The sequence below is a fragment of the Stagnihabitans tardus genome (assembly GCF_009925085.1).
Classification (GTDB): domain Bacteria; phylum Pseudomonadota; class Alphaproteobacteria; order Rhodobacterales; family Rhodobacteraceae; genus Stagnihabitans; species Stagnihabitans tardus.
The window spans coordinates 86571-107291 of the sequence record NZ_JAABNR010000011.1 but is presented as its reverse complement, the minus strand read 5'-3'; the positions used below and the strand labels follow the sequence as shown (position 1 = coordinate 107291).

General features: G+C 66.3%; 21 protein-coding genes and 1 pseudogene. 11 read left to right on the top strand and 11 right to left on the bottom strand.

Annotation, left to right across the window (positions count from 1 at the left end):
* Positions 1–8: 8 nt before the first annotated feature.
* Entirely contained in the window at positions 9–368 is a 360-nt protein-coding gene (gene gcvH, locus GV832_RS12940) for a glycine cleavage system protein GcvH (protein ID WP_168775297.1), read from the top strand.
* 93 nt (positions 369–461) lie between these two features.
* Entirely contained in the window at positions 462–3302 is a 2841-nt protein-coding gene (gene gcvP, locus GV832_RS12935) for an aminomethyl-transferring glycine dehydrogenase (protein ID WP_168775296.1), read from the top strand.
* Positions 3303–3594: 292 nt separating this feature from the next.
* Here gcvP and gltX read toward each other — a convergent pair whose 3' ends face one another.
* Together gltX and GV832_RS12925 are read right to left on the bottom strand one after the other, a co-directional pair.
* Positions 3595–4932, bottom strand: coding sequence for a glutamate--tRNA ligase (gltX, locus tag GV832_RS12930; RefSeq protein ID WP_168775295.1), 1338 nt, complete (start codon positions 4930–4932; stop codon positions 3595–3597).
* Positions 4929–5387, bottom strand: coding sequence for a DUF1801 domain-containing protein (locus GV832_RS12925; protein WP_168775294.1), 459 nt, complete (start codon positions 5385–5387; stop codon positions 4929–4931). The genes gltX and GV832_RS12925 overlap by 4 nt, the downstream gene beginning before the upstream one ends.
* Positions 5388–5450: 63 nt before the next feature.
* On the opposite strand from GV832_RS12925, the gene GV832_RS12920 reads away from it, so the two are divergent.
* From GV832_RS12920 to GV832_RS12910, 3 genes are all read left to right on the top strand, one after another.
* A complete protein-coding gene (locus tag GV832_RS12920; protein ID WP_168775293.1) occupies positions 5451–5858 on the top strand; it encodes a metallopeptidase family protein in 408 nt (135 codons plus the stop codon).
* 214 nt (positions 5859–6072) lie between these two features.
* Positions 6073–6642 (top strand): hypothetical protein, encoded by a 570-nt coding sequence (locus tag GV832_RS12915; protein ID WP_168775292.1) that lies wholly within the window; start codon positions 6073–6075, stop codon positions 6640–6642.
* Between the two features lie 4 nt (positions 6643–6646).
* Positions 6647–7597, top strand: coding sequence for a 1-phosphofructokinase family hexose kinase (locus GV832_RS12910; protein WP_168775291.1), 951 nt, complete (start codon positions 6647–6649; stop codon positions 7595–7597).
* A gap of 298 nt (positions 7598–7895) precedes the next feature.
* Here GV832_RS12910 and GV832_RS12905 read toward each other — a convergent pair whose 3' ends face one another.
* A complete protein-coding gene (locus GV832_RS12905) occupies positions 7896–9308 on the bottom strand; it encodes an MORN repeat-containing protein (RefSeq protein ID WP_168775290.1) in 1413 nt (470 codons plus the stop codon).
* A 118-nt stretch (positions 9309–9426) separates the two neighbouring features.
* Between GV832_RS12905 and GV832_RS12900 the strand changes: the two genes are divergently transcribed.
* The 5 genes and pseudogenes from GV832_RS12900 (at position 9427) to GV832_RS12880 (ending at position 12809) form a co-directional block, all read left to right on the top strand.
* Positions 9427–11076: an NAD+ synthase gene (locus tag GV832_RS12900; RefSeq protein WP_168775289.1), complete on the top strand. Its 1650-nt coding sequence runs from the start codon at positions 9427–9429 to the stop codon at positions 11074–11076.
* On the top strand, positions 11061–11618 hold the full coding sequence (locus GV832_RS12895) for a hypothetical protein (protein WP_168775288.1): 558 nt from the start codon (positions 11061–11063) through the stop codon (positions 11616–11618). Before GV832_RS12900 ends, GV832_RS12895 begins: the two co-directional genes overlap by 16 nt.
* 152 nt (positions 11619–11770) lie before the next feature.
* Positions 11771–11878: pseudogene (locus GV832_RS22695) on the top strand (YnfA family protein); the annotation flags it as partial.
* A 59-nt stretch (positions 11879–11937) separates the two neighbouring features.
* Positions 11938–12501 carry a hypothetical protein gene (locus tag GV832_RS12885; RefSeq protein WP_168775287.1) on the top strand — a complete coding sequence of 188 codons (564 nt, stop codon included), beginning with the start codon at positions 11938–11940 and terminating at the stop codon, positions 12499–12501.
* Positions 12498–12809, top strand: a complete 312-nt coding sequence (locus tag GV832_RS12880; RefSeq protein ID WP_168775286.1) for a YnfA family protein — start codon at positions 12498–12500, stop codon at positions 12807–12809. Before GV832_RS12885 ends, GV832_RS12880 begins: the two co-directional genes overlap by 4 nt.
* A 23-nt stretch (positions 12810–12832) precedes the next feature.
* On the opposite strand, the gene GV832_RS12875 is transcribed toward GV832_RS12880, so the two are convergent.
* The 4 genes from GV832_RS12875 to trpB form a co-directional block, all read right to left on the bottom strand.
* Complete coding sequence (locus GV832_RS12875; protein ID WP_168775285.1) at positions 12833–13390, bottom strand: helix-turn-helix transcriptional regulator; 558 nt, start codon at positions 13388–13390, stop codon at positions 12833–12835.
* A 22-nt stretch (positions 13391–13412) separates the two neighbouring features.
* Entirely contained in the window at positions 13413–13862 is a 450-nt protein-coding gene (locus GV832_RS12870) for a hypothetical protein (RefSeq protein ID WP_168775284.1), read from the bottom strand.
* Between the two features lie 91 nt (positions 13863–13953).
* Positions 13954–15063 (bottom strand): hypothetical protein, encoded by a 1110-nt coding sequence (locus tag GV832_RS12865; protein WP_168775283.1) that lies wholly within the window; start codon positions 15061–15063, stop codon positions 13954–13956.
* A 175-nt stretch (positions 15064–15238) separates the two neighbouring features.
* Complete coding sequence (gene trpB / locus GV832_RS12860) at positions 15239–16471, bottom strand: tryptophan synthase subunit beta (RefSeq protein WP_168775282.1); 1233 nt, start codon at positions 16469–16471, stop codon at positions 15239–15241.
* A gap of 309 nt (positions 16472–16780) precedes the next feature.
* Here trpB and GV832_RS12855 point away from each other — a divergent pair, with 309 nt between their 5' ends.
* Complete coding sequence (locus tag GV832_RS12855) at positions 16781–17275, top strand: DUF4405 domain-containing protein (protein ID WP_168775281.1); 495 nt, start codon at positions 16781–16783, stop codon at positions 17273–17275.
* On the opposite strand, the gene GV832_RS12850 is transcribed toward GV832_RS12855, so the two are convergent.
* The 4 genes from GV832_RS12850 to rpsA all read right to left on the bottom strand — a co-directional run bounded on the left by GV832_RS12850 (position 17272) and on the right by rpsA (position 20498).
* Positions 17272–17946, bottom strand: coding sequence for a phosphoribosylanthranilate isomerase (locus tag GV832_RS12850; RefSeq protein ID WP_168775280.1), 675 nt, complete (start codon positions 17944–17946; stop codon positions 17272–17274). The two genes, GV832_RS12855 and GV832_RS12850, sit on opposite strands and share 4 nt — an antisense overlap.
* Complete coding sequence (locus GV832_RS12845; protein WP_168775279.1) at positions 17943–18296, bottom strand: LapA family protein; 354 nt, start codon at positions 18294–18296, stop codon at positions 17943–17945. Before GV832_RS12845 ends, GV832_RS12850 begins: the two co-directional genes overlap by 4 nt.
* A 48-nt stretch (positions 18297–18344) precedes the next feature.
* A complete protein-coding gene (ihfB, locus tag GV832_RS12840; protein ID WP_168775278.1) occupies positions 18345–18629 on the bottom strand; it encodes an integration host factor subunit beta in 285 nt (94 codons plus the stop codon).
* 186 nt (positions 18630–18815) lie between these two features.
* On the bottom strand, positions 18816–20498 hold the full coding sequence (rpsA, locus tag GV832_RS12835; RefSeq protein WP_227754403.1) for a 30S ribosomal protein S1: 1683 nt from the start codon (positions 20496–20498) through the stop codon (positions 18816–18818).
* Positions 20499–20721 lie beyond the last annotated feature (223 nt).

The window sequence follows — 20721 nt, the reverse complement described above, 5'->3', positions numbered from 1 at the left end:
GGTTTCCCATGAAGTTTACCGCCGAACATGAATGGCTGCGCGCCGAAGGGGATGACGTGGTCGTCGTGGGCATCACCGCCCATGCCGCGACGCAACTGGGCGATGTGGTCTTCGTCGAACTCCCCGAGGTCGAGACCATGGTGGCCGCAGGCGACGAGGCCGTGGTGATCGAAAGCGTCAAGGCGGCCTCGGATATCCTGGCCCCGGTGGATGGCGAGATCATCGCGGTGAATACCAAGCTGGTCGACAACCCGGGCCTGGTGAACGAGGACCCTTTGCAGGCCTGGTTCTTCAAGATCCGCGTCGATGACCTGGTCGTCCTGGACGAGTTCATGGACGAAGACGAATACGCCGATCTGATCGGGTAACGCTTTGGGCTGAAGGCTGGGGGCCTTGCCCCCAGACCCCCAGAGATATTTGGACCAAATTGAAAGCAGCTGCGGGCTGCTCACGGAGGCGTCATGTCTTTCACTCCCATCGACTACAATCCCTACGACTTCGCCAACCGCCGCCATATCGGGCCCTCGCCCGAGGAGATGGTGCTGATGCTGGAGGCGGTCGGTGCCCCCAGTTTGGGCGCGCTGATCGACGAGACGGTGCCGCGCTCGATCCGGCAGGAGATCCCCCTGGGCTGGGCGCCCCTGTCGGAGCAGGACCTGCTTGCCAGGATGCGGGCGGTGGCGGGGCGGAACCGCGTCCTGACCTCGCTGATCGGTCAGGGCTATCACGGGACGGTCACGCCGCCTGCGATCCAGCGGAATATCCTGGAGAACCCGGCCTGGTATACCGCCTATACGCCCTATCAGCCCGAGATCGCCCAGGGCCGGCTTGAGGCCCTGTTGAACTACCAGACCATGGTGGCCGACCTGACCGGGATGGATGTGGCCAATGCCAGCCTGCTCGACGAGGCCACGGCGGCGGCCGAGGCGATGACCATGGCGCTCCGCTCGGCCAAGTCCAAGGCGCGGGCCTTCTTCGTGGATGAAAACTGCCACCCCCAGACCCTGGGCGTGGTCCGTACCCGCGCCGAGCCCCTGGGGATCGAGGTCCTGACCGGCCCGGCCGAGAGCCTCGACCCGGCTGCGGTCTTCGGTGCGCTCTTCCAGTATCCGGGAACCTATGGCCATGTCCGCGACCTGACCGAGGATATCGCTCGGCTGCATGACAAGGGCGCGATTGCCTGCGTGGCGACCGACCTTCTCGCGCTGACGCTGTTGAAAGAGCCCGGCGCCATGGGGGCGGATATCGCGCTTGGGTCGTCGCAAAGGTTTGGCGTGCCCATGGGCTATGGCGGCCCGCATGCGGCCTTCTTCGCCTGCAAGGACGCCTTGAAGCGGCAGATGCCGGGGCGGATCGTGGGCGTCTCGATCGACAGCCGCGGGAACAAGGCCTACCGGCTGGCCTTGCAGACCCGCGAGCAGCATATCCGGCGCGAGAAGGCGACCTCGAACGTCTGCACGGCGCAGGCCCTGCTTGCGGTGATGGCAAGCATGTATGCCGTTTTCCATGGGCCCAAGGGTCTGCGGGCGATTGGCGAGCGGGTGCATTTCCTGACCAACCGGCTTTACCGCGCGCTCGGGGCGGCGGGGGCGCAGGTCTCGCCCAAGGCCTTCTTCGACACGATCACCGTTGAGGTTGGTGTGGGCCAGGCGGGCATCCTGGCCGCCGCCCGCGCCGAGGGGCTGAACTTCCGCAAGATCGGCACGACGCGGGTGGGCATCACGCTGGATGAGACCACCGACGAACAGGTCCTGATCCGCTGCCTGCGCGCCTTCGGCATCGAGGGCGTCCCGCCACATCGGGCGGAGCTCTCCTTCCCCGAAAGCCTGCTGCGTGAGAGTGATTTCCTGACCCATCCGGTCTTTCACATGAACCGGGCGGAGTCCGAGATGATGCGCTATATGCGCCGCCTCTCGGACCGCGACCTGGCCTTGGACCGCGCGATGATCCCCTTGGGCTCTTGCACGATGAAGCTGAACGCGGCGGCCGAGATGGCCGCGATCACCTGGCCGGAGTTCGCGAACCTCCACCCCTTTGCCCCCGTGGATCAGGCAGCAGGCTACCACGAGGTCTTTGCCGACCTGACCGGCAAGCTCTGCGAGATCACCGGCTATGACGCCTTCTCGATGCAGCCCAATTCCGGCGCGCAGGGGGAATATGCGGGGTTGATGACGATCCTCGCCTATCACAAGGCGCGGGGGGATCATCAGCGGACGCTCTGTCTGATCCCGACCTCGGCCCATGGCACCAACCCGGCCTCGGCGCAGATGGCGGGGATGACGGTGGTCGTGGTCAAGACCGCGCCGAATGGAGATGTCGACCTTGACGACTTCCGGGCCAAGGCGGCGGAGGCGGGGGACCGTTTGGCCGCCTGCATGATCACCTATCCCTCCACCCATGGTGTCTTTGAAGAAACCGTCCGCGAGATCTGCCAGATCACCCATGACCACGGCGGCCAGGTCTACCTGGACGGCGCCAACATGAACGCCCTTGTGGGCCTGGTGAAACCCGGGGAGATCGGCTCGGACGTCAGCCATCTGAACCTGCACAAGACCTTCGCCATCCCCCATGGTGGTGGCGGCCCCGGCATGGGCCCCATCGGCGTGCGCGCCCACCTGGCCCCCTTCCTGCCCGGCCATGTGCATACGGGAGGTCGCGAAGGCCCGGTCTCGGCCGCGCCCTGGGGGTCTGCCTCGATCCTGCTGATCTCCTGGGCCTATTGCATGATGATGGGGGGTGAGGGCCTGACCCAGGCCACCCGCATCGCCATCCTGAACGCGAATTACATCGCGGCCCGGCTGAAGTCGGAGTTCCCGATCCTCTTCATGGGCAACAAGGGACGGGTGGCGCATGAATGCATCCTCGACACCCGGCCCTTCGCAGCGGCGGGCGTGACGGTGGACGACATCGCCAAGCGCCTGATCGACAACGGCTTCCATGCGCCGACCATGTCCTGGCCCGTCTCCGGAACCCTGATGGTGGAACCCACCGAATCCGAAACCAAGGCCGAGATCGACCGCTTTATCACCGCCCTCCTCGCCATCCGCGAGGAAATCCGCGCGGTCGAAAACGGCGAGATCACGGCCGAAGAGTCCCCCCTCCGCCACGCCCCCCACACCGTCGAGGACCTGGTGGCCGACTGGACGCGCAAATACCCCCGCGAACAGGGCTGCTTCCCCCCCGGCGCCTTCCGCGTCGACAAATACTGGCCCCCCGTGGGCCGTGTCGACAACGTCTGGGGCGACCGCAACCTGCAATGCATCTGCCCGCCGGTCGAGGACTATGCCCAGGCGGCGGAGTAGCGGGGGGCTGCCGCCCCCCGCACCCCCTGCCCAAAGGGGGCCACGGCCCCCTTTGGAAACCCCGTGGATATTTGCGCCAAGTTGAAAGGGGGGGGCGCTGCGGTCGAGGTCGAGGGGGCGCTGCCCCCGCGCTGCGCGCCCCCCGGGATATTTGGGTCAGTATGAAAGCGAAAGGGGCGCCTCTTGAACGGGGCGCCCTCTTTCAATTTGGTTCAAATACTCCCGCGCGGTGCGCATATCCCGAGCCGGTTGAGCCGCTTGCGGCTCAGAGGCGAGAGAAAATCTTGCGCCGTCAGGCGCTCAATTTGGGAAGGGTTTGCAAGAGGGGCATCACGTCGGCCATTTCCGGGCCAGCATCGCGGCCCGTCAGGGCGCGGCGCAGGGGGCGGAAGAGGCCCTTGCCCTTGCGGCCCGTGGCCTCCTTGACGGCCGTCGTCCACTGACCCCAGGTCTCATGCGTCCAGGGCTGGGGCGGCAAGAGCGCGAAAGCCTGGGCCACGAAATCGCGGTCCTCGTCGTCGACCAGGGGCTCGGCGCCGTCGCGGAAGAGCGTCCACCAGGGCGCAAGGTCGGCCATCACGGTGATATTCTCCCGCGCGACATTCCAGAAGAGTTCGGCCTTGTCACCGGGCACGCCCAGCGCCGCGACCTGGTCCTTGACGGCCGCATAGGGACGGGCGGCCAGGATCGCGCGGGTCAGGGGGAATAGGTCTTCCGAATCCAGCTTGGTCGGGGCCGCGCCGAAGCTTTCGACCTCGAAGCCCGCGATCAGCTCTTCCATCGAGCCCGCCACTTCCACGGGTTTCGAGGACCCCAGCCGCGCCATCAGGCTCAGCAAAGCCATGGGCTCCACCCCCCGCTCGCGCAGGTCGCGGAGCGCGAGCACGCCCAGGCGCTTGGAGAGCTCCTCGCCCTGGGGGCCCGTCAACAGCGAGTGATGCGCGAAGGCCGGAGGCACCCCGCCCATGGCCTGCATGATCTGGATCTGCGTCGCCGTATTCGTCACGTGGTCCGCGCCACGCACGATATTCGTGACCCCCATGTCGATGTCATCGACCGAGGAGGCGAAGGTGTACAGGATCTGCCCATCGGCCCGGATCAGCACCGGATCCGAGACCGAGGCCGCGTCGATCGAGATATCCCCAAGGATCCCGTCCTTCCACTCGATCCGGTTCTGATCCAGGAGGAAGCGCCAATAGCCCTGCCGCCCCTCGGCGCGCATGGCCTCCCGCTCTTCGGCCGAAAGCCGATGGGACGCCCGGTCATAGACCGGCGGACGCCCCATGTTCAAAAGCTTCTTCCGCTTGAGGTCCAGCTCGACCGGCGTCTCGAAACATTCATAGAAGCGGCCCTTGGCCTTCAGCTCTTCGGCCGCCTCGTAATAGCGGTCGAAGCGCTTGGACTGCTGCTCGATCCGGTCCCAATGCAGGCCCAGCCAGTCAAGGTCGCGCTTCAGCCCGTCGATATATTCCTGCTTGGACCGCTCTTGATCCGTGTCGTCCAGCCGCAGGATGAAAGTCCCGCCCGTCTTGCGGGCGATCAGGTAATTCATCAAGGCGGTGCGCAAGTTGCCCACATGGATATAGCCGGTGGGCGAGGGGGCAAAGCGGGTGACGGTCGGGCGGGTCATGGGCGTTCTCCAGAAAGCAGGTTCTCCCTGTCACGCCTGCGCGGATTTGTCCAGTTGCAGCCTTGGTCGGCCGTCACCGTCCAGCGGCTGAGCAGGTCCTGCAGCCCAAGGGCGATCAGCTCTTTCAATACCGCGGGATCGGCATCCGACAGGCGGCGCAGGTAAAGGCATCCCTTGCCCGCGCGGTGCTTGCCCAGCCGCTCCAGCAACGCCGGGTCGGCACCGTTGACGTAAAGCGACAGCTCGGCCTTGCGCGGCGAAAAGCCGGTCGCGAGCGAGACCCCGGCATGGCCGCTCTCGTAGCGATAGGCATAGCGCCCGAAACCGATGATCTTTCCGGGCCAGAGCACCGGCGCATAGCCGGTAACATCCGAAAACAGCCCGATCAGGCTATAGGCCTCGGCCCGCCGCTGCGGGTCAAGCGTCGCAAGGAAGGCATGGACATCCTCTGTCATGGCCGTCAGCCTAACATCCCGGGCGTGCCTTGCATATGGCCCCGCAACGCGTAGCATGGCGCCATGCTGACCCCTTCCGACGCCATCGCCCCCGATCTCGACCTCATCCTGACCCTGGCCGAGGCCGCCCGCGCTTCCCTGCCCGAGCCCTTTGCCCTGGCCGCCCGCGAGGTCCGCCTGAGGGTCGAGGACTTCGCCGATCCCGAGATCCTCGAGGCGCTGGAGATCACCGATCCTTTCGAGCTGACCGGGCTTTACGACGGCATCCCCCTGACCGAAAAGCGCCTGTCAGAGCCCGATCCGCGCCCTGACCAGATCTTCCTCTACCGCCGGGCGATCCTGGATGAGTGGATCGACCGGGGGAATGTCTCCTTGGCCGAACTGATCGCCCATGTGCTCATCCACGAGATGGCGCATCATTTCGGCTGGACCGACGAGGACATCGCCGCCATCGACCCCTGGTGGGAGTGACCGCCGCACAGGGCACCGCCTGCCCTCCCGCGCCACGCCGCCCCGGAAGCGCGCGACCACCCGGCCAACCGCCACAAGGGCGCGCCTTGCCCCCGCGCCAGGGCGCCCCGGGCTTGACCCGGGGCCTCGCCCCCAACAGCCCCCTTCCCACCCCCCCAACAGCCCCCTTCCCCCCGCCCCCCCTTCCCGGTTAAACCGGGGCAGGAGGCAGTTCATGCGGTTTTCTCTCGGTCTTCTTCTTTCGGTTGCAACCCTGGCCCAAGCCGTGGCCGGGCCCGTGGCCGATCAGGCGGCGGCAATCGAGGGCAAATTGTCCGAAGGCGACGGCGCGGCGGCGATTTCCCTGGCCCAGGACCTCCTTGCCTCGGTCTGGGGCCAGGCCATGCAGCTCAGCTTCTCCCAGGCGCTCTTGATCGAACAAGAGGCCACGGGCTACGGCGTCTACAACCCGCGCGCGACCAATGTCTTCAAGCCGGGCGAGCCGATCCTGATCTATTGCGAGCCGGTGGGCTTCGACTATGGCAACCCGGGCGAGGGGCTTTGGTCGGTCAACTTCTTCATCGACCTCCAGGTGCTGGATTCGGGCGGCAACCAATTGGCAAACCTGCCCGAGGTGACGCAATACAACATGGTCTCGCGCCATCTGAACCGCGAGATCCCGGCCAATATCACCTATACGCTGCAGGGCATCAAACCGGGGCGCTATACGCTGGTGACGACCTTGCGCGACAAGAACAGCCAGAAATCCGGCTCTTTCCAGACCGCCATCGAAATCGCGGAGTAGCCCCATGCCCCAGCAGACCCCCGTCGTGACCCTGACGCTGAACCCGGCGCTGGATCTCTCTTCGGATGTGCCCGCGCTGATCCCGGATCAAAAGCTGCGCTGCTCCGATCCGCTCCTGGACCCGGGCGGCGGCGGGCTGAACGTCTCCCGCGCCATCGGGGCGCTTGGGGGAGAGAGCCTGGCGCTTGTGGCCCTGGGCGGCCTGACCGGCGACCGCCTCGCGGGGCTGATCCGCAACGAGGGCGTGCCTTTCCTGGCGCTCACCGCCCCCGGCGAGACGCGCCAGAGCCTGACCGTGACCGAGACCTCGACGGGCCGCCAATACCGTTTCATGCTGCCGGGGCCCAAGTGGTCCGAGGCCGACCAGGAGCGGGTCTTCACCCTCTTGCGCGCCTCGGCCCGGCCCGGGGCTTACGGCGTGATCTCTGGCAGCCAGCCGCCCGGCGTGCCGGTGGATTTCCCCGCGCGGCTCGCCCGCGCCATGCCGGGGCTGAACGTGGTGCTGGACACCTCCGGCCCCGCCCTGGTCGAGGCCGTCTCCAACCCGATCCCGGGCCTTGCCATCCTGCGCATGGACGGCGAAGAGGCCGAGAGCCTGGCAGGCCGCCACCTGGTCAGCCGCAGTGATTCCGCCGATTTCGCCGAAGGCCTGGTCAAGGCGGGCGTGGCGCAGACCGTGATCGTGGCGCGGGGGGCGGATGGGTCGGTCCTGGTCGATGCCGACCGCCGCATCTTTGCCAAGGCGGCCAAGGTCAAGGTGAAGTCGACCGTGGGGGCCGGGGACACCTTTGTCGCGGGCCTCGTCCTGACGCTCGCGCGCGGCGAGGGGCCGGAGGCGGCCCTGGCCATGGGCGCGGCAGCGGCCTCGGCCGCCGTGACGACCGATGCGACGCAGCTCTGCCGGGCCGAGGATGTGCTGCGGCTTCTCCCGGAATGCGTGATCAGCCAGGTCTGAGGGCCGCGCAAGCCGGGGGCGCTGCCCCCGGACCCCCGGGATATTTGGGCCAAATTGAAAGCAGGCAGGGGGGGCGCTGCCAGAAGTCTCGAGGCCAGGGTGTCCAGGGCAGAGGGGGCGCTGCCCCCGCCTTCGGCCCCCCGGGATATTTGCGCCAGTATGAAAGCGAAGAGGGACCTTGGCCACGGGGCAAGGGGCTGCCTTATGCCGAAGGACCCCGGCGCGAAGCGCCGCTCCGAGCCGGTTGGGCCGCAGGCCCAGAGGCGAGACAAATGGCTTGCGCGCTTGCGCGCTCCGCTCAGTTCTCCGCAGGTGCTTCGGGCGGGGCGATCAGGATGCCTGCGCGCCATTGGCCTTCCGACACATCGCCGTTCTTGTAGACGAGCTTGCCCTGGCCCTCGCGCACGCCCTTGACGAAATCGCCCTCATAGACCTCGCCGCCGGTATAGGTCGCGACGCCCTTGCCCTGGATTTCACCCGCCACCCAATCACCCACGTAAGTGAAGCCATCTGGCATCACGAGCTTGCCCTTGCCCTGCCTTACGCCCTTCTCGAAGGCGCCCTGGTAGACCGTGCCATCGGGCCAGGTGCCAATGCCGAAGCCCTGGCGCTCGCCGGCCTTCCACTGGCCCTGGTAGGTCTGTCCATCGGCCCAGACCATGCGGCCGATGCCCTCGGGCTCCCCGGCGACGAAGGCGCCCTCATAGACCGCGCCGCCCACATAGGTGGCCCGCCCCTTGCCCTGGATCGCGCCCTTGACCCAGGCGCCCTCGTAGGAACTGCCATCCTTGCGGGTCAGCTTGCCCTGGCCCTCGGGCTGGCCCGCCAGGAAGGCCCCGTCATAGACCGACCCATCGGCATGGGTCAGCACGCCCTTGCCCTGCATCACGCCCTTGACCCATTGCCCGCGATAGGTCTGCCCATCGGCCGAGACCCAGATGCCCTGGCCATCGCGCAGACCCGCCTTGAACTCCCCGTCATAGGACCCGCCGCTCTTCCAGGTCACCTTGCCGCGCCCCTCGCGCTGGCCGTCCTTCAGCGCGCCCTCATAGACATCGCCATTGGCCTGGACCATGCGGCCCTGGCCATTGACCTGGCCGCCCACCCAGGCGCCCTGGTAGACCGAGCCATCCTTGGCGACATACTTGCCCTGGCCCTCCTGGGCGTCGGCCTTGAAATCGCCCTCGTAGACCGAGCCATCGGGGAAGGTCAGCTTGCCCTTGCCCTCCTTGACCCCCGCCACCCAGTCGCCGTCATAGACCGCGCCGCTCTTCTCCGTCAGCTTGCCCTTGCCCGCGCGCTGACCGTCCTTGAAGCCGCCCGCATAGACCGCGCCATCGGCCCCGGTCCAGACGCCGGTCCCGGTGATGGCCCCCGCCTGCCAGTCGCCCTCGTAGATGCTGCCATCGGCGGCGGCGAGCTTGCCCTTGCCATCGGGCACGCCCTTGGCAAAGCTGCCCTCGTAGACCGAGCCATCGGGAAAGCGCGCCTTTCCCTGGCCCTTGATCTCTCCGGCCACCCAGTCGCCGGAGTATTCGAACCCATCGGGCATCTTGTAGGTGCCCGTCCCATCCAGCTTGCCGTCCTTGACGGTGCCCTCATAGACCGCGCCATTGTCGAATTGCTTGGTGACGACCTCTTGCGCGAAGCCCGCCCCCGCCGCGCCAAGACCCACGACCAAAGCCGCGCCCAGGACCTGCATTCTCGCCATCGCCACTTCCCCCGCAGCCACCTCGCGCCGACCCTATCCCCTGCGCCCCTCTCCTGACAAGCGCCCCCCTTTTCCCTCCCCCCGAACCTGCTAGAACCATGGGGCCAAGGAGCCCGACATGACCCATTTCCGCCTGACCCTCGCGCAAGACAACCCCGTGCTGGGGGACCTGGACGGCAATGCCGCAAAGGCCCGCGCCGCCTGGGAGGCAGGCCGTGCGGCGGGCGCCCATATGGTCTGCCTGACCGAGATGTTCATCACCGGCTACCAGACCCAGGACCTGATCCTGAAACCCGCCTTCGTCGCCGCCGCCCTTGCGCGGATCGAGGCCCTGGCCCGCGACTGCGCCTCTGGCCCCGCCTTGGGGATTGGAGGCCCGGCGGTGAAAGAGGGCAAGCTTTACAACGCCTTCCACATCCTGCAGGGCGGCGCCGTGACCTCGGTCCTGAAGCATGAGCTTCCCAACACCGGCGTCTTCGACGAGAAGCGCATCTTCACCCCCGCCGATATCTCGGGGCCCGTCGTGGTCGGCCCGGTGCGCCTCGGCGTCCCGATCTGCGAGGATGCCTGGCACGCCGATGTCGCCGAGACCCTGGCCGAGACCGGGGCGGAGATCCTCTTCGTCCCCAATGGCTCGCCCTATCACCGGGGCAAGATCGACGTCCGCATGGGGCTCATGGTCTCCCGCGTGGTCGAGACCGGGCTGCCCCTAGTCTATCTCAACATGGTGGGCGGGCAGGACGACCAGGTCTTCGACGGCGCCTCTTTCGTCTTGAACCCCGGCGGAGAGCTGGTGGCCTCGCTGCCGCAGTTCCAACCCGCGCTGACCCATGTGGATTTCGACCTGGGGGCGGAGGGCTGGCGCGCGCGGCCCCAGGCCCTCGCGCTTTGGCCCTCGGAGCATGAGGCCGACTACCAGGCCATGGTACTGTCCTTGAAGGATTATTGCCGCAAGACCGGCTTTGCCAAGGTCCTCCTCGGCCTCTCGGGCGGGGTCGACAGCGCGCTGGTCGCCGCCATCGCCGCCGATGCCCTGGGGCCGGAGGCGGTCCATTGCGTCATGCTGCCCTCGCGCTTCACCTCCCAGCACTCGCTGGAGGATGCCTCTGCCGTCGCCCGCGCGCTTGGAACGCGTCTGGACACCGTGGCGATCACCGGCCCGCAAGAGGCGGTGGGCGAGGCCCTGGCGCCCCTTTTCGCGGGCACCGAGCCCGGCATCACCGAAGAGAATATCCAGAGCCGGTTGCGCGGAGTGCTCTTGATGGCGCTGTCGAACAAGACCGGGGCGATGCTTCTGACCACCGGCAACAAGTCGGAAATGGCGGTGGGCTATTGCACGATCTATGGCGACATGAACGGCGGCTATAATCCCCTGAAGGACCTCTATAAAACCCGGGTCTTCGACGCCTGCCGCTGGCGGAACCAGAACCACCGCGACTGGATGGCGGGCCCTGCCGGGGTCGTTATCCCCCCCCGCGTCATCGAAAAGCCCCCAAGCGCCGAACTCCGCGAGAACCAGAAGGACGAGGACTCCCTGCCCCCCTACCCCATCCTCGACGCGATCCTCGAAGGCCTGGTGGAGAACGAGCTTTCGGTGGCCGAGATCGTGGCCCAAGGCCATGACGAGGCGACCGTGAAACGCATCGAGCACCTGCTTTACATCAGCGAATACAAACGCTTCCAATCGGCGCCGGGGACCAAGCTGACGAAAAAAGCCTTCTGGGCCGACCGCCGCTACCCGATCGCCAACAGGTGGAGGGACCGCTGAGCGACCCTGTCATCCATGCCTCCTTCCGCTCGTCCTGGTTCTGGCTCATGGTCAGGGTCGGCGTGATCGTCTATGTGGAGCATTGGGTCTGGAACGAGGTCTATGGCCCCCCCCGAGCCCATGCCGGAATCGTCCATCCCGGCCCGCTTCTTCTCGCCGCCTGGCTCGGGGTGGGCATCGTCGCCGTCGTGGTTCCGCTTTTCTTTTACAAGGCTTTCATCAATTCCGTCCAATTGGAGGTCCGAAGCGATGGGCTCAGGTTCGCGGTCAGGGGACTCATCCCATGGGCCGACATCGGCAAAGTCGAAATCCTGCCTGCCAAAGGGGGCGCCTTCCTCTGGCGTCGCTGGCAAATCGCAATCGAGGCCAAGGCCCGACCCATCCCATCAGCGGCCGAGGCCGGTCTCTGGTCACGCCTCGTGGCTTACTGGCGCACGAGTGGCAACAGCTCTCGCGCCATTCTTGACCAAGGGGTTTTCGCCCGCCCCCTGAAAGAGATTGCCGCCTCCATCGAAGCCCATCGGCCGCAGGCAGAGCCATGATCCCCTCCCCCGATCGAACCGCGTCTCGGGGCGCACAGCGTCAAGCCAGAGCAGAGCACGCCGGTGTCCCTTTCATCCGCCCGGGCCCCGTTCCAGCCCCGAGCGCAGCACCAAGGCGCAGGCCAAGTGCGCAAAGCCTCGCCCACCGCCCCATGACCCTCCCCCTCTGCGCCCTGGCCGAGATCGCAGGCTGCTCCGCCCTCTGGTCCTGGTGGCGCGGGGCCTCGGCGCTTTGGCTGATCCCGGGCGCCGCAGCCTTGACCTCGCCCCGTCGGGACAGCGGGCCCCGGCAGGACTGGCGCCATCCGATTGCCAACCGATGGAGGGACCGCTGAGCGATCTGCCGATCAGCTTCCGCGAGAACCGCAAGTTCGCAGCGCTCGCCACCGGGATTGCGGGCGCCGTGGGACTGGTGCCCCTTTGGTATTATCACGTCCTGGCGACCCATGGTTGGACCCTGATTTTTCACGTCAAGGGGGCCCCTACCCTGTTCCTGATTGCCCCTGTGTTGGTTCTTGGGTGCCTTTGGATGCTCATGTGGTCCGCGCGGGCCTTGATCTTCGCTCCGGTCTTCCTCGAGGTTCGCGAGGAGGGGCTCTGGTTCTGGCGTCTAGGATTGATCCCCTGGTCGGCAATCGGAGCGACATCGCTGGAAGCCTACGAGACCAAGGTATCGACCCAAGTGGTCTTTCTGTACATCAAGATCAAGGGGCTTCAAAAGCGCATCCGCGCCCTTCCCCGGCTCGCGCGGTACAAATGGCGTCTCATATCCGCGCTGAATCCGCGAAGCGCATCGCTGTGGTTGAATTGCAGGCGATTCCGGCTTCCACCAATAGACGTGCAGGCCACCATCGAAGCCCACCGCCCCAAGGCCACCCCATGACCCTCCCCCTCTACGCCCTGGCCGCCCTGGCCGAGATCGCAGGTTGTTTCGCCGTCTGGTCCTGGTGGCGCGGGGCATCGGCGCTTTGGCTGATCCCGGGCGCGGCAGCCCTTGCCGCCTTTGCCTTCCTTCTGGCCCTTACCCCGCCCTCCCATGCGGGGCGCAGCTATGCAGCCTATGGCGGGGTCTATATCGCGGCCTCGCTGATCTGGCTTTGGGCGGTCGAGGGCGCGACTCCCACGGCGCGCGACCTAATCGGCGCCGCCCTCGCCGCCATCGGCGCCCTGGTCATCCTGACGCAAAGCTGACCGCGCCCGGGGGAATCCGCCCCCTAGCGCGCCGCGCGTGAAGGCCGCGCCATGGCCTCGTCCGACACCAGCCGCGCGAGCGCCGCACCGGGGTCCTGGCCCTCGGCCCCCATCATGTCCTCGATGAACAGCGACAACAATTGCGGCCGCCCGCTGACCCCCGCCTTGCGGTAAATCGCCGCCGTCTGGGCCTTGACCGTGCCTTCCGAGGTCTCGCGCAGCTTGGCGATCTCGGGCACCGTCAAGCCCTTGATGGCAAAGACCGCCACATCCCGCTCCGCCGCCGTCAGCCCCCATTGCAGGAAGCGCGAGTTCAGAAGGTCGATGAAGGCGCCCGAGGCTTTCTCCAGCCGCGCCTCGGCCCGGCGGAGGTCGGAAAACCCGCGCCAGACCAGCATCGACCCCGAGGCCAGGCCCAGGAAAAGCCCGATCAGCGCGCCGATCTCCATCAGCTCGCGCGTGGTCCAGGACAGCGGCTTGGGATAGATGCCGACAACCGACAAGAGGATATCGGCGGCGAAGAACAGCGCGCAGAGCGTCTGAACCACCAGCAAAAGCACATAGGCCCCGGCGCGGGTCACGATGCCAAGCCCTCCCGTCGCATCAAGGCTGGCTCTCCACGGCCGGCTCCAGCACCAGGGTCCCCACGGTGCCGCTGGCCGCCCCGCTGACCGTCAGCCCGGGCACCGTCGCGACCGAGCTGGCCGCCACGCCCGGCACCGTCCCGCCATCTGTCGTCCGGGTCGTCGTCGTCCCCCCCGCCGAGGCCACGCTCTGCGACGGTGTGCCGCCGGGCTTGGGCAGGTCCAGCCTTTCGGCATAGTCGCGCAGCACCTCTCCGGTGCCGGGATTGACCACCAGCTCGCGGCGCAACGTGTCGTTCTGCGCCACGATGCGCAACCGCCCCAGCCAGGTATATCCGTGCTCAAGCACGTCATAGCCCTGGGCGCGGAGGCTGGCGACGAGGCCTTCCTCGACCGGGTTGCCCTGGGCATGGACAGGCGCGGCGAGGCAAAAGAGAACAAGGGCAAGGGTCGGACCGCGTCGGGTCATGGCAGGCTCCTCAGTCGTGACGCGGGGCCCCGCGTCGCGCGCAAGGCCCCGGGCCGGACAGGGCCCGGCCCGGGGCTTGGTCAGATCGACCTCAGTTCAACGGCAGGCAGCCCTTGGCCGGCACGACCCCGGTGCAGAGCAGCTCCGGCTGGTCCGAGGTCGAGCTTTCCGCGTTTTGCGCCACGACCGGCGCCTCCACGGGCTCCACCACGGCAGCCGTCTCGGCGCCAAGGTCGGCAAGCGTCTCGGCACCGGTCATGGTCATCACCGGCCCGTCCATGACATCGGCAGGAAGCGCGACGAGGTCGCCCCGCTTGACCCAATCCGGAAGGCCATATTCGACCCAGTTCCATTCCCCATCGGGCAGCGGGTAGTAAAGCTCGATCGGGTCGATGGTGATCAGGGTCTCGCAATCGGCGCAGTCTTCGCCGGGCGCGGCGCCCAGGTCGCCATCGGTCTCGGTGCCCGGGTCGATCGGGGTTTCGGTCTCGGGATCAGGGTTGCCCAGGTCCTCGCCGCCCTCGCCAAGGTCGCCCTCGTCGACGAAGATTTCCTCGTCGATGATGACCTCTTCTTCGACGATGGCCTCTTCGCCACCAATGGCCTCTTCGCCACCGGTAACCTCCTCGTCAACGATGACTTCTTCGTCGACGATCACCTCTTCACCACCGATGCCCTCTTCCTCGACATAGGTCTCGTCGACGACCAGTTCCGGCACGACCGGGAGCCACTCGATGGCGATGTAGACTTCGCAGTCGGGGCATTCGAAGGGCAGGGGATCGACCACATCGATCTGAACATCGGTGGTCCATTCGCCCGAATCCGTCCAGGAGCCCGTCTCGTCCACCGGTTCCCCGCCCGAGTTGTCGGAGCCCTCATCCCCAGCGCCGGCCTCACCCAAGCCGCCATCTTCTTCGCCCGTCCCCGCGTCCGAGGCGCCGGGGTCTTGCCCCTCATCCGCCTGGCTCACCGGATCATCGACCTCGGACTCGCCCCCGGCAGCATCCGCTCCTTCAGCACCCGACGCCTCTTCCGTGACGTCAGTCACCGCGCCTCCGGTCTCGGAGGCCTGGGTTTCGCCCGCGTCCTGCCCGTCAGCCGCGGACACGTCCTGCGCCCGAACGGCCGGGGCCAGGGCCGCCAGAGCCAGAACCGAAACAGCCAGCATCAAAGCCCGGCCGCTCACCTTTACCTCAGTCATGCCACTACACCTCTCGATTGGCTCGCCTGTCGAACCTGACCCGCTTTGCGAATCGGCCCGCCGGACAAACCTGCCCCCCAATATGCCTCAAGACTATGGCACGAACGTTTGCGGGCCGCTCCATTTGGAACGGCCCGCCTCATAAACGATGGTTTAAAGCGCCCCGAAACCCGCCTCAGACCGCGACCTGGACGCCCAAGTGCTTGGCCACGGTGAAGATATCCTTGTCGCCCCGCCCGCACATGTTCATGACGATGATGTGGTCCTTCGGCAAAGTCGGCGCAATTTTCATGACATGGGCCAGGGCATGGGACGGCTCCAGCGCCGGGATGATCCCCTCCAGGCGGCAGCAGAGCTGGAAGGCCTCCAGCGCCTCCTTGTCGGTGATCGAGACATATTGCGCCCGGCCGATGTCATGCAGCCAGGAATGCTCGGGCCCGATGCCCGGGTAATCGAGGCCCGCCGAGATCGAGAAGCCCTCCAGGATCTGCCCGTCATTGTCCTGCAAAAGGTAGGTCCGGTTGCCATGCAAGACGCCCGGCCGCCCGCCGGTCAGGCTGGCGCAATGCTGCATCCGGTCGTCCACGCCCTTGCCGCCGGCCTCGACGCCGATGATGTTCACCGAAGCATCGTCGAGGAAGGGGAAGAACAGCCCCATGGCATTCGACCCCCCACCGATGGCCGCGACCACCGTATCGGGAAGGCGGCCCTCACCCTCCTGCTCGGCCAATTGCCAGCGAACCTCCTTGCCGATGATCGACTGAAAGTCGCGGACCATGGCCGGATAGGGATGCGGCCCCGCCACCGTGCCGATGCAATAGAAGGTGTCGCGCACATTGGTCACCCAATCCCGCAGCGCGTCGTTCATCGCATCCTTCAGCGTGCCACGACCCGAGGTGACCGGAATGACCTCGGCCCCCAGAAGCCGCATGCGGAAGACGTTCGGCGCCTGGCGTTCCACATCATGCGCGCCCATGTAGACCACGCATTTCAGCCCGAACTTGGCGCAGACGGTTGCGGTCGCCACCCCATGCTGCCCCGCCCCCGTCTCGGCGATGATCCGCGTCTTGCCCATGCGGCGGGCGAGGATGATCTGGCCCAGCACGTTGTTGATCTTGTGCGCGCCGGTGTGGTTCAGCTCGTCGCGCTTCATATAGACCTTGGCGCCGCCGAGGTGCTCGGTCAGCCGCGGCGCGAAATAGAGGGGCGAGGGGCGGCCCACGTAATGCTTCCAGAGATCCTCCATCTCGGCCCAGAAGCTGGGATCGGTCTTGGCGAAATTGTAGCGCTCTTCCAGATCCAGGATCAGCGGCATCAGGGTCTCGGAAACGAAACGCCCGCCGAACATGCCGAAGCGGCCCTGCTCATCCGGCCCCGTCATGAAGCTGTTCAACCCGTCCTCGGCCATGTCACCCTCCTAGCGCTTTGAGCCATACCTAGCGCCATGGGGAGGCCGAGGAAAGGGGGGCGCTGCCCCCCGCTTGCGCTCCCCCCGGGATATTTGTGCCAGTATGAAAGCAAAGGGGCGCGTCTTTCAACTTGGCCAAAATATCTCCCGCGCGGAGCGCATCGCCGAGCCGGTTGGCCGCAGGCCAGAGGCGAGACAAAGGAATGCGCCGCAGGCGCTCATTTTTGCAACCGCAGCGACGGAAACGCGGGGGGCCGACGTGAAACCGATGACCGGCTCGCAGAGGCCGGGCGTTTTCAAGGTCGGGACATGATCAGCTTCTTCAACCGCTATGCCACACCCTTCATCACCGGGTTCTTCCTCATCTCGCTCATCACCGGGGTGGCGCTTTTCGTCCACATCGGGCCCAATGCCTTCCGCGAGATCCACGAGATCCTCTCCCTCGTGCTGATCCTGCCCTTCGCCTTCCACATCTGGAAGAACTGGCGCCCGATGACGGCCTATTTCAAACACGCGCCCATGGCCCTGGCCCTGGGCCTGTCCCTCCTGGCCTGCGTCCCCTTCTTCCTGTCCTCGGAAACCGAGACCCGCTCCGGCCCGCCCGCCTTTGCCTTCACCACCGAGGCTTTCACCCATTCGGCCGACGCCGTGGCGCCGCTGATCGGTCTGACGGGCGAGGAGGCCCGGGCGAAGCTGACCTCGGCGGGCTATGTCTTCGCCGCGCCAGATCAGCCCCTGTCCGAGGTCGCCGCCGCCAAGGGCACGGATGCCAATGCGATGCTGGCCGTGCTGATGGCGGATTAAGAGGGCATCACGAAAGCGGGTTTGGGCTTCGGAGCCGCCTCCGCAGCCGCCCGCACGAAGGCCGCGATGCGGAGGGCGTCCTTCTGGCCCGGGGCGCTCTCCACCCCCGAGGCCACGTCGACCTGGGAGGCCCCGGTCAACCGGATCGCCTCGGCCACATTGTCCGGCGTCAGCCCCCCCGCCAGCATCCAGGGGCGAAGCCAGCGGCGTCCGGCAATCAGGCGCCAGTCGAAACTGACCCCGTTGCCGCCCGGCAGGACCGCCCCCTTCGGCGCCTTGGCGTCGATCAGAAGCTGATCGGCCACGACGGAATGATCGAGGATCTGCGCAAGATCCTCTTCCCCCGCCACGCCCAGCACCTTCATCACCGGCAATCCATAGCGCGCCCGCACCTCGGCCACGCGCTCCGGGCTCTCGTGGCCATGGAGTTGCAGCATGTCCAGCGGCACGGTCTCGACCAGGGTATCCAGAAGGTCGTCCGTTGCATCCACCACCAGGGCGACCTTGGCGAGCCCCACCGGGGCCTCCAGCGCCAGCTCCCGCGCCTGCGCGGGCGTCACGTAGCGCGGCGACTTCGGGAAGAAGTTGAACCCGGCATAGGCCGCGCCCGCCGCCGCGACAGCCTGCACATCGGCCAGCGTCTTCAGCCCGCAAATCTTGACGCGGATCATTTGCGCGGCTTTTGCAACAGGGCCAGGACGTCATCCTGCGGCAAGGAGGTCTGGTCCTTCATCGCCGCCAACTCGCGCTCCAGCTTCGAGACCGCCTTGGTCTGCACCCGGGCCACCTTGCGGTGCTTGTGCTCGCGCAGCCATTCCCAGACGAAGCCGATCACCACGCCCATCACCGCACCAAAGCCCAGGACGACGAACAAGGGCACCTCGGCCCGCGCCTGCCAGCCGATCAGCATGGCCAGGTCCTCGGGCAGAAGGCTCACGCCCACGGGACCGCGATTGGCCAGGGCCACGGTGAGGAAAGCAAGGAGCAGAAGCCCCAGGATCAAATAGCGAAACAGCCGCATGGGACACCCCCTGCCGCCACTATCCCCGCCCCGGCGCGGAGGTCAAGCTCAGGCTTTGCCGTTCAGACGGTCGCGCAGAAGCTTGCCGGTCTTGAAGAAGGGAACCTTCTTGTCCTCGACCTGCACGGCCTCACCGGTGCGGGGATTGCGGCCCACCCGCGCATCCCGCGCCTTGACCGAGAAGGCGCCAAAGCCGCGCAGCTCGACGCGGTTGCCTTGCGCCAAAGCCTCGATGATCTCGTCAAAGACGGTGTTCACGATCTTTTCGACGTGCTTCTGCGTCAAATGCGGATTTTCGTCAGCGATCTTCTGGATCAGCTCCGAACGGATCATCAATTACCCCCCGTCGCGGTCGCCCTGGCCTTGTTGCCGGCCATGATAGCGCCATCGTTGTTGTCGTCGGCTCGGACTGTAGCGAAGAATTTACCGCTGACAAACGGTTTTGAACGGAAAGCCACCGCCCGAATGAAAAGGCCCCGCTTTGAGGGCGGGGCCTTTCCGATTGTATCCCGGATGGGATCAGTTCTTGCCCTTCAGGGCCGCGCCGAGGATGTCGCCCAGCGAGGCGCCCGAATCGGACGAGCCATACTGTTCGACGGCTTCCTTCTCTTCGGCGATCTCGCGCGCCTTGATCGACAGGCCCAGCTTGCGGGTCTTGGAGTCGATCGCGGTGACGCGGACGTCGATCTTGTCGCCGACCTGGAAGCGCTCGGGGCGCTGATCGCCACGGTCGCGGGCCAGGTCCGAGCGGCGGATGAACGACTTGGCGCCGTTGTATTCCACCTCGATGCCGCCCTCTTCGATGGCCGAGACGGCAACCGTGATGATCGAGCCGCGCTTCACATCGCCCACGGCATCGGTGAAGGTGTCATCGCCCAGGGCCTTGACGGAGAGCGAGATGCGCTCCTTCTCGACGTCCACTTCGGTGACGACGGCCTTGACCATGTCACCCTTGCGGTATTCCTGGATGGCCTCTTCGCCGCGCTTGTCCCAGGACAGGTCGGAGAGGTGAACCATGCCGTCGATGTCGCCATCCAGACCCACGAACAGACCGAATTCGGTGATGTTCTTGACTTCGCCTTCGATGGCGGAGCCCACGGGATGGGTTTCGACGAAGACTTCCCACGGATTGCGCTGGGTCTGCTTGAGGCCGAGCGAGACGCGACGCTTGGACGAGTCGATCTCCAGCACCATGACTTCGACTTCCTGAGAGGTCGAAACGATCTTGCCGGGGTGCACGTTCTTCTTGGTCCAGGACATTTCCGAGACGTGAACCAGGCCCTCGACACCGGCTTCCAGCTCCACGAAGGCGCCGTAATCGGTGATGTTGGTGACGCGGCCCTTGTGGACCGAACCCAGCGGATAGGCCTTTTCGACGGCATCCCACGGATCGGACTGGAGCTGCTTCATGCCCAGGGAGATGCGGTGCGTCTCCTTGTTGATCTTGATGACCTGGACCTTCACGGTCTCGCCGATCGCCAGGATCTCCGACGGGTGGTTGACGCGACGCCAAGCCATGTCGGTCACGTGCAGCAGGCCATCGACGCCGCCGAGGTCAACGAAAGCACCGTATTCGGTGATGTTCTTGACGACGCCGTCGACAGTCTGGCCTTCGTGCAGGTTGCCGATGACTTCGGCGCGCTGCTCGGCACGGGATTCTTCGAGGATCGCACGGCGCGAGACAACGATGTTGCCGCGACGACGGTCCATCTTCAGGATCTGGAAGGGCTGCTTCATGCCCATCAGCGGGCCAGCGTCACGCACCGGGCGGACATCGACTTGGCTGCCGGGAAGGAAGGCAACAGCGCCGCCCAGGTCGACCGTGAAGCCGCCCTTGACGCGGCCGAAGATCGCGCCGTCGACGCGGGTCTCGGAGGCATAGGCCTTTTCCAGGCGGTCCCAGGCTTCTTCGCGGCGAGCCTTCTCGCGCGAGATTTGGGCTTCGCCCTTGGCATTCTCGACGCGGTCGAGATAGACCTCGACTTCATCGCCCACCTTGATCGAAGGCGTGGCTTCGCCGGGATTTGCGAATTCTTTCAGATCGATGCGGCCTTCCATCTTGTAGCCGACATCGATGATGGCCTGGCCCGCTTCGATCGCGATGACCCGGCCTTTGACAACCGTGCCCTCTTCGGGGGTGTCAATCTCGAAGCTTTCCTTCAAGAGGGCTTCGAAGTCTTCCATAGTAGCTTTAGCGCACATGCGGCGTTAGTCCTTTCAACATATTGCGGGCCTGGCGGTTGTCTCCACCGGTCTTCGGATCGTCAGCGGCACAAACACGAAAAGGGCCAAGGGAATCCCCCTGCCCTGCCGCTGGGGGCCTGCTATCGCCATTTCCCCAACAAAGCAAGGCGGATTCCGCCCCAAGGGGCGGCCGTCGGGGGCATCGAGCCCCCTCCGCCCGCCTTGCCAGGGAAGGTGGAAA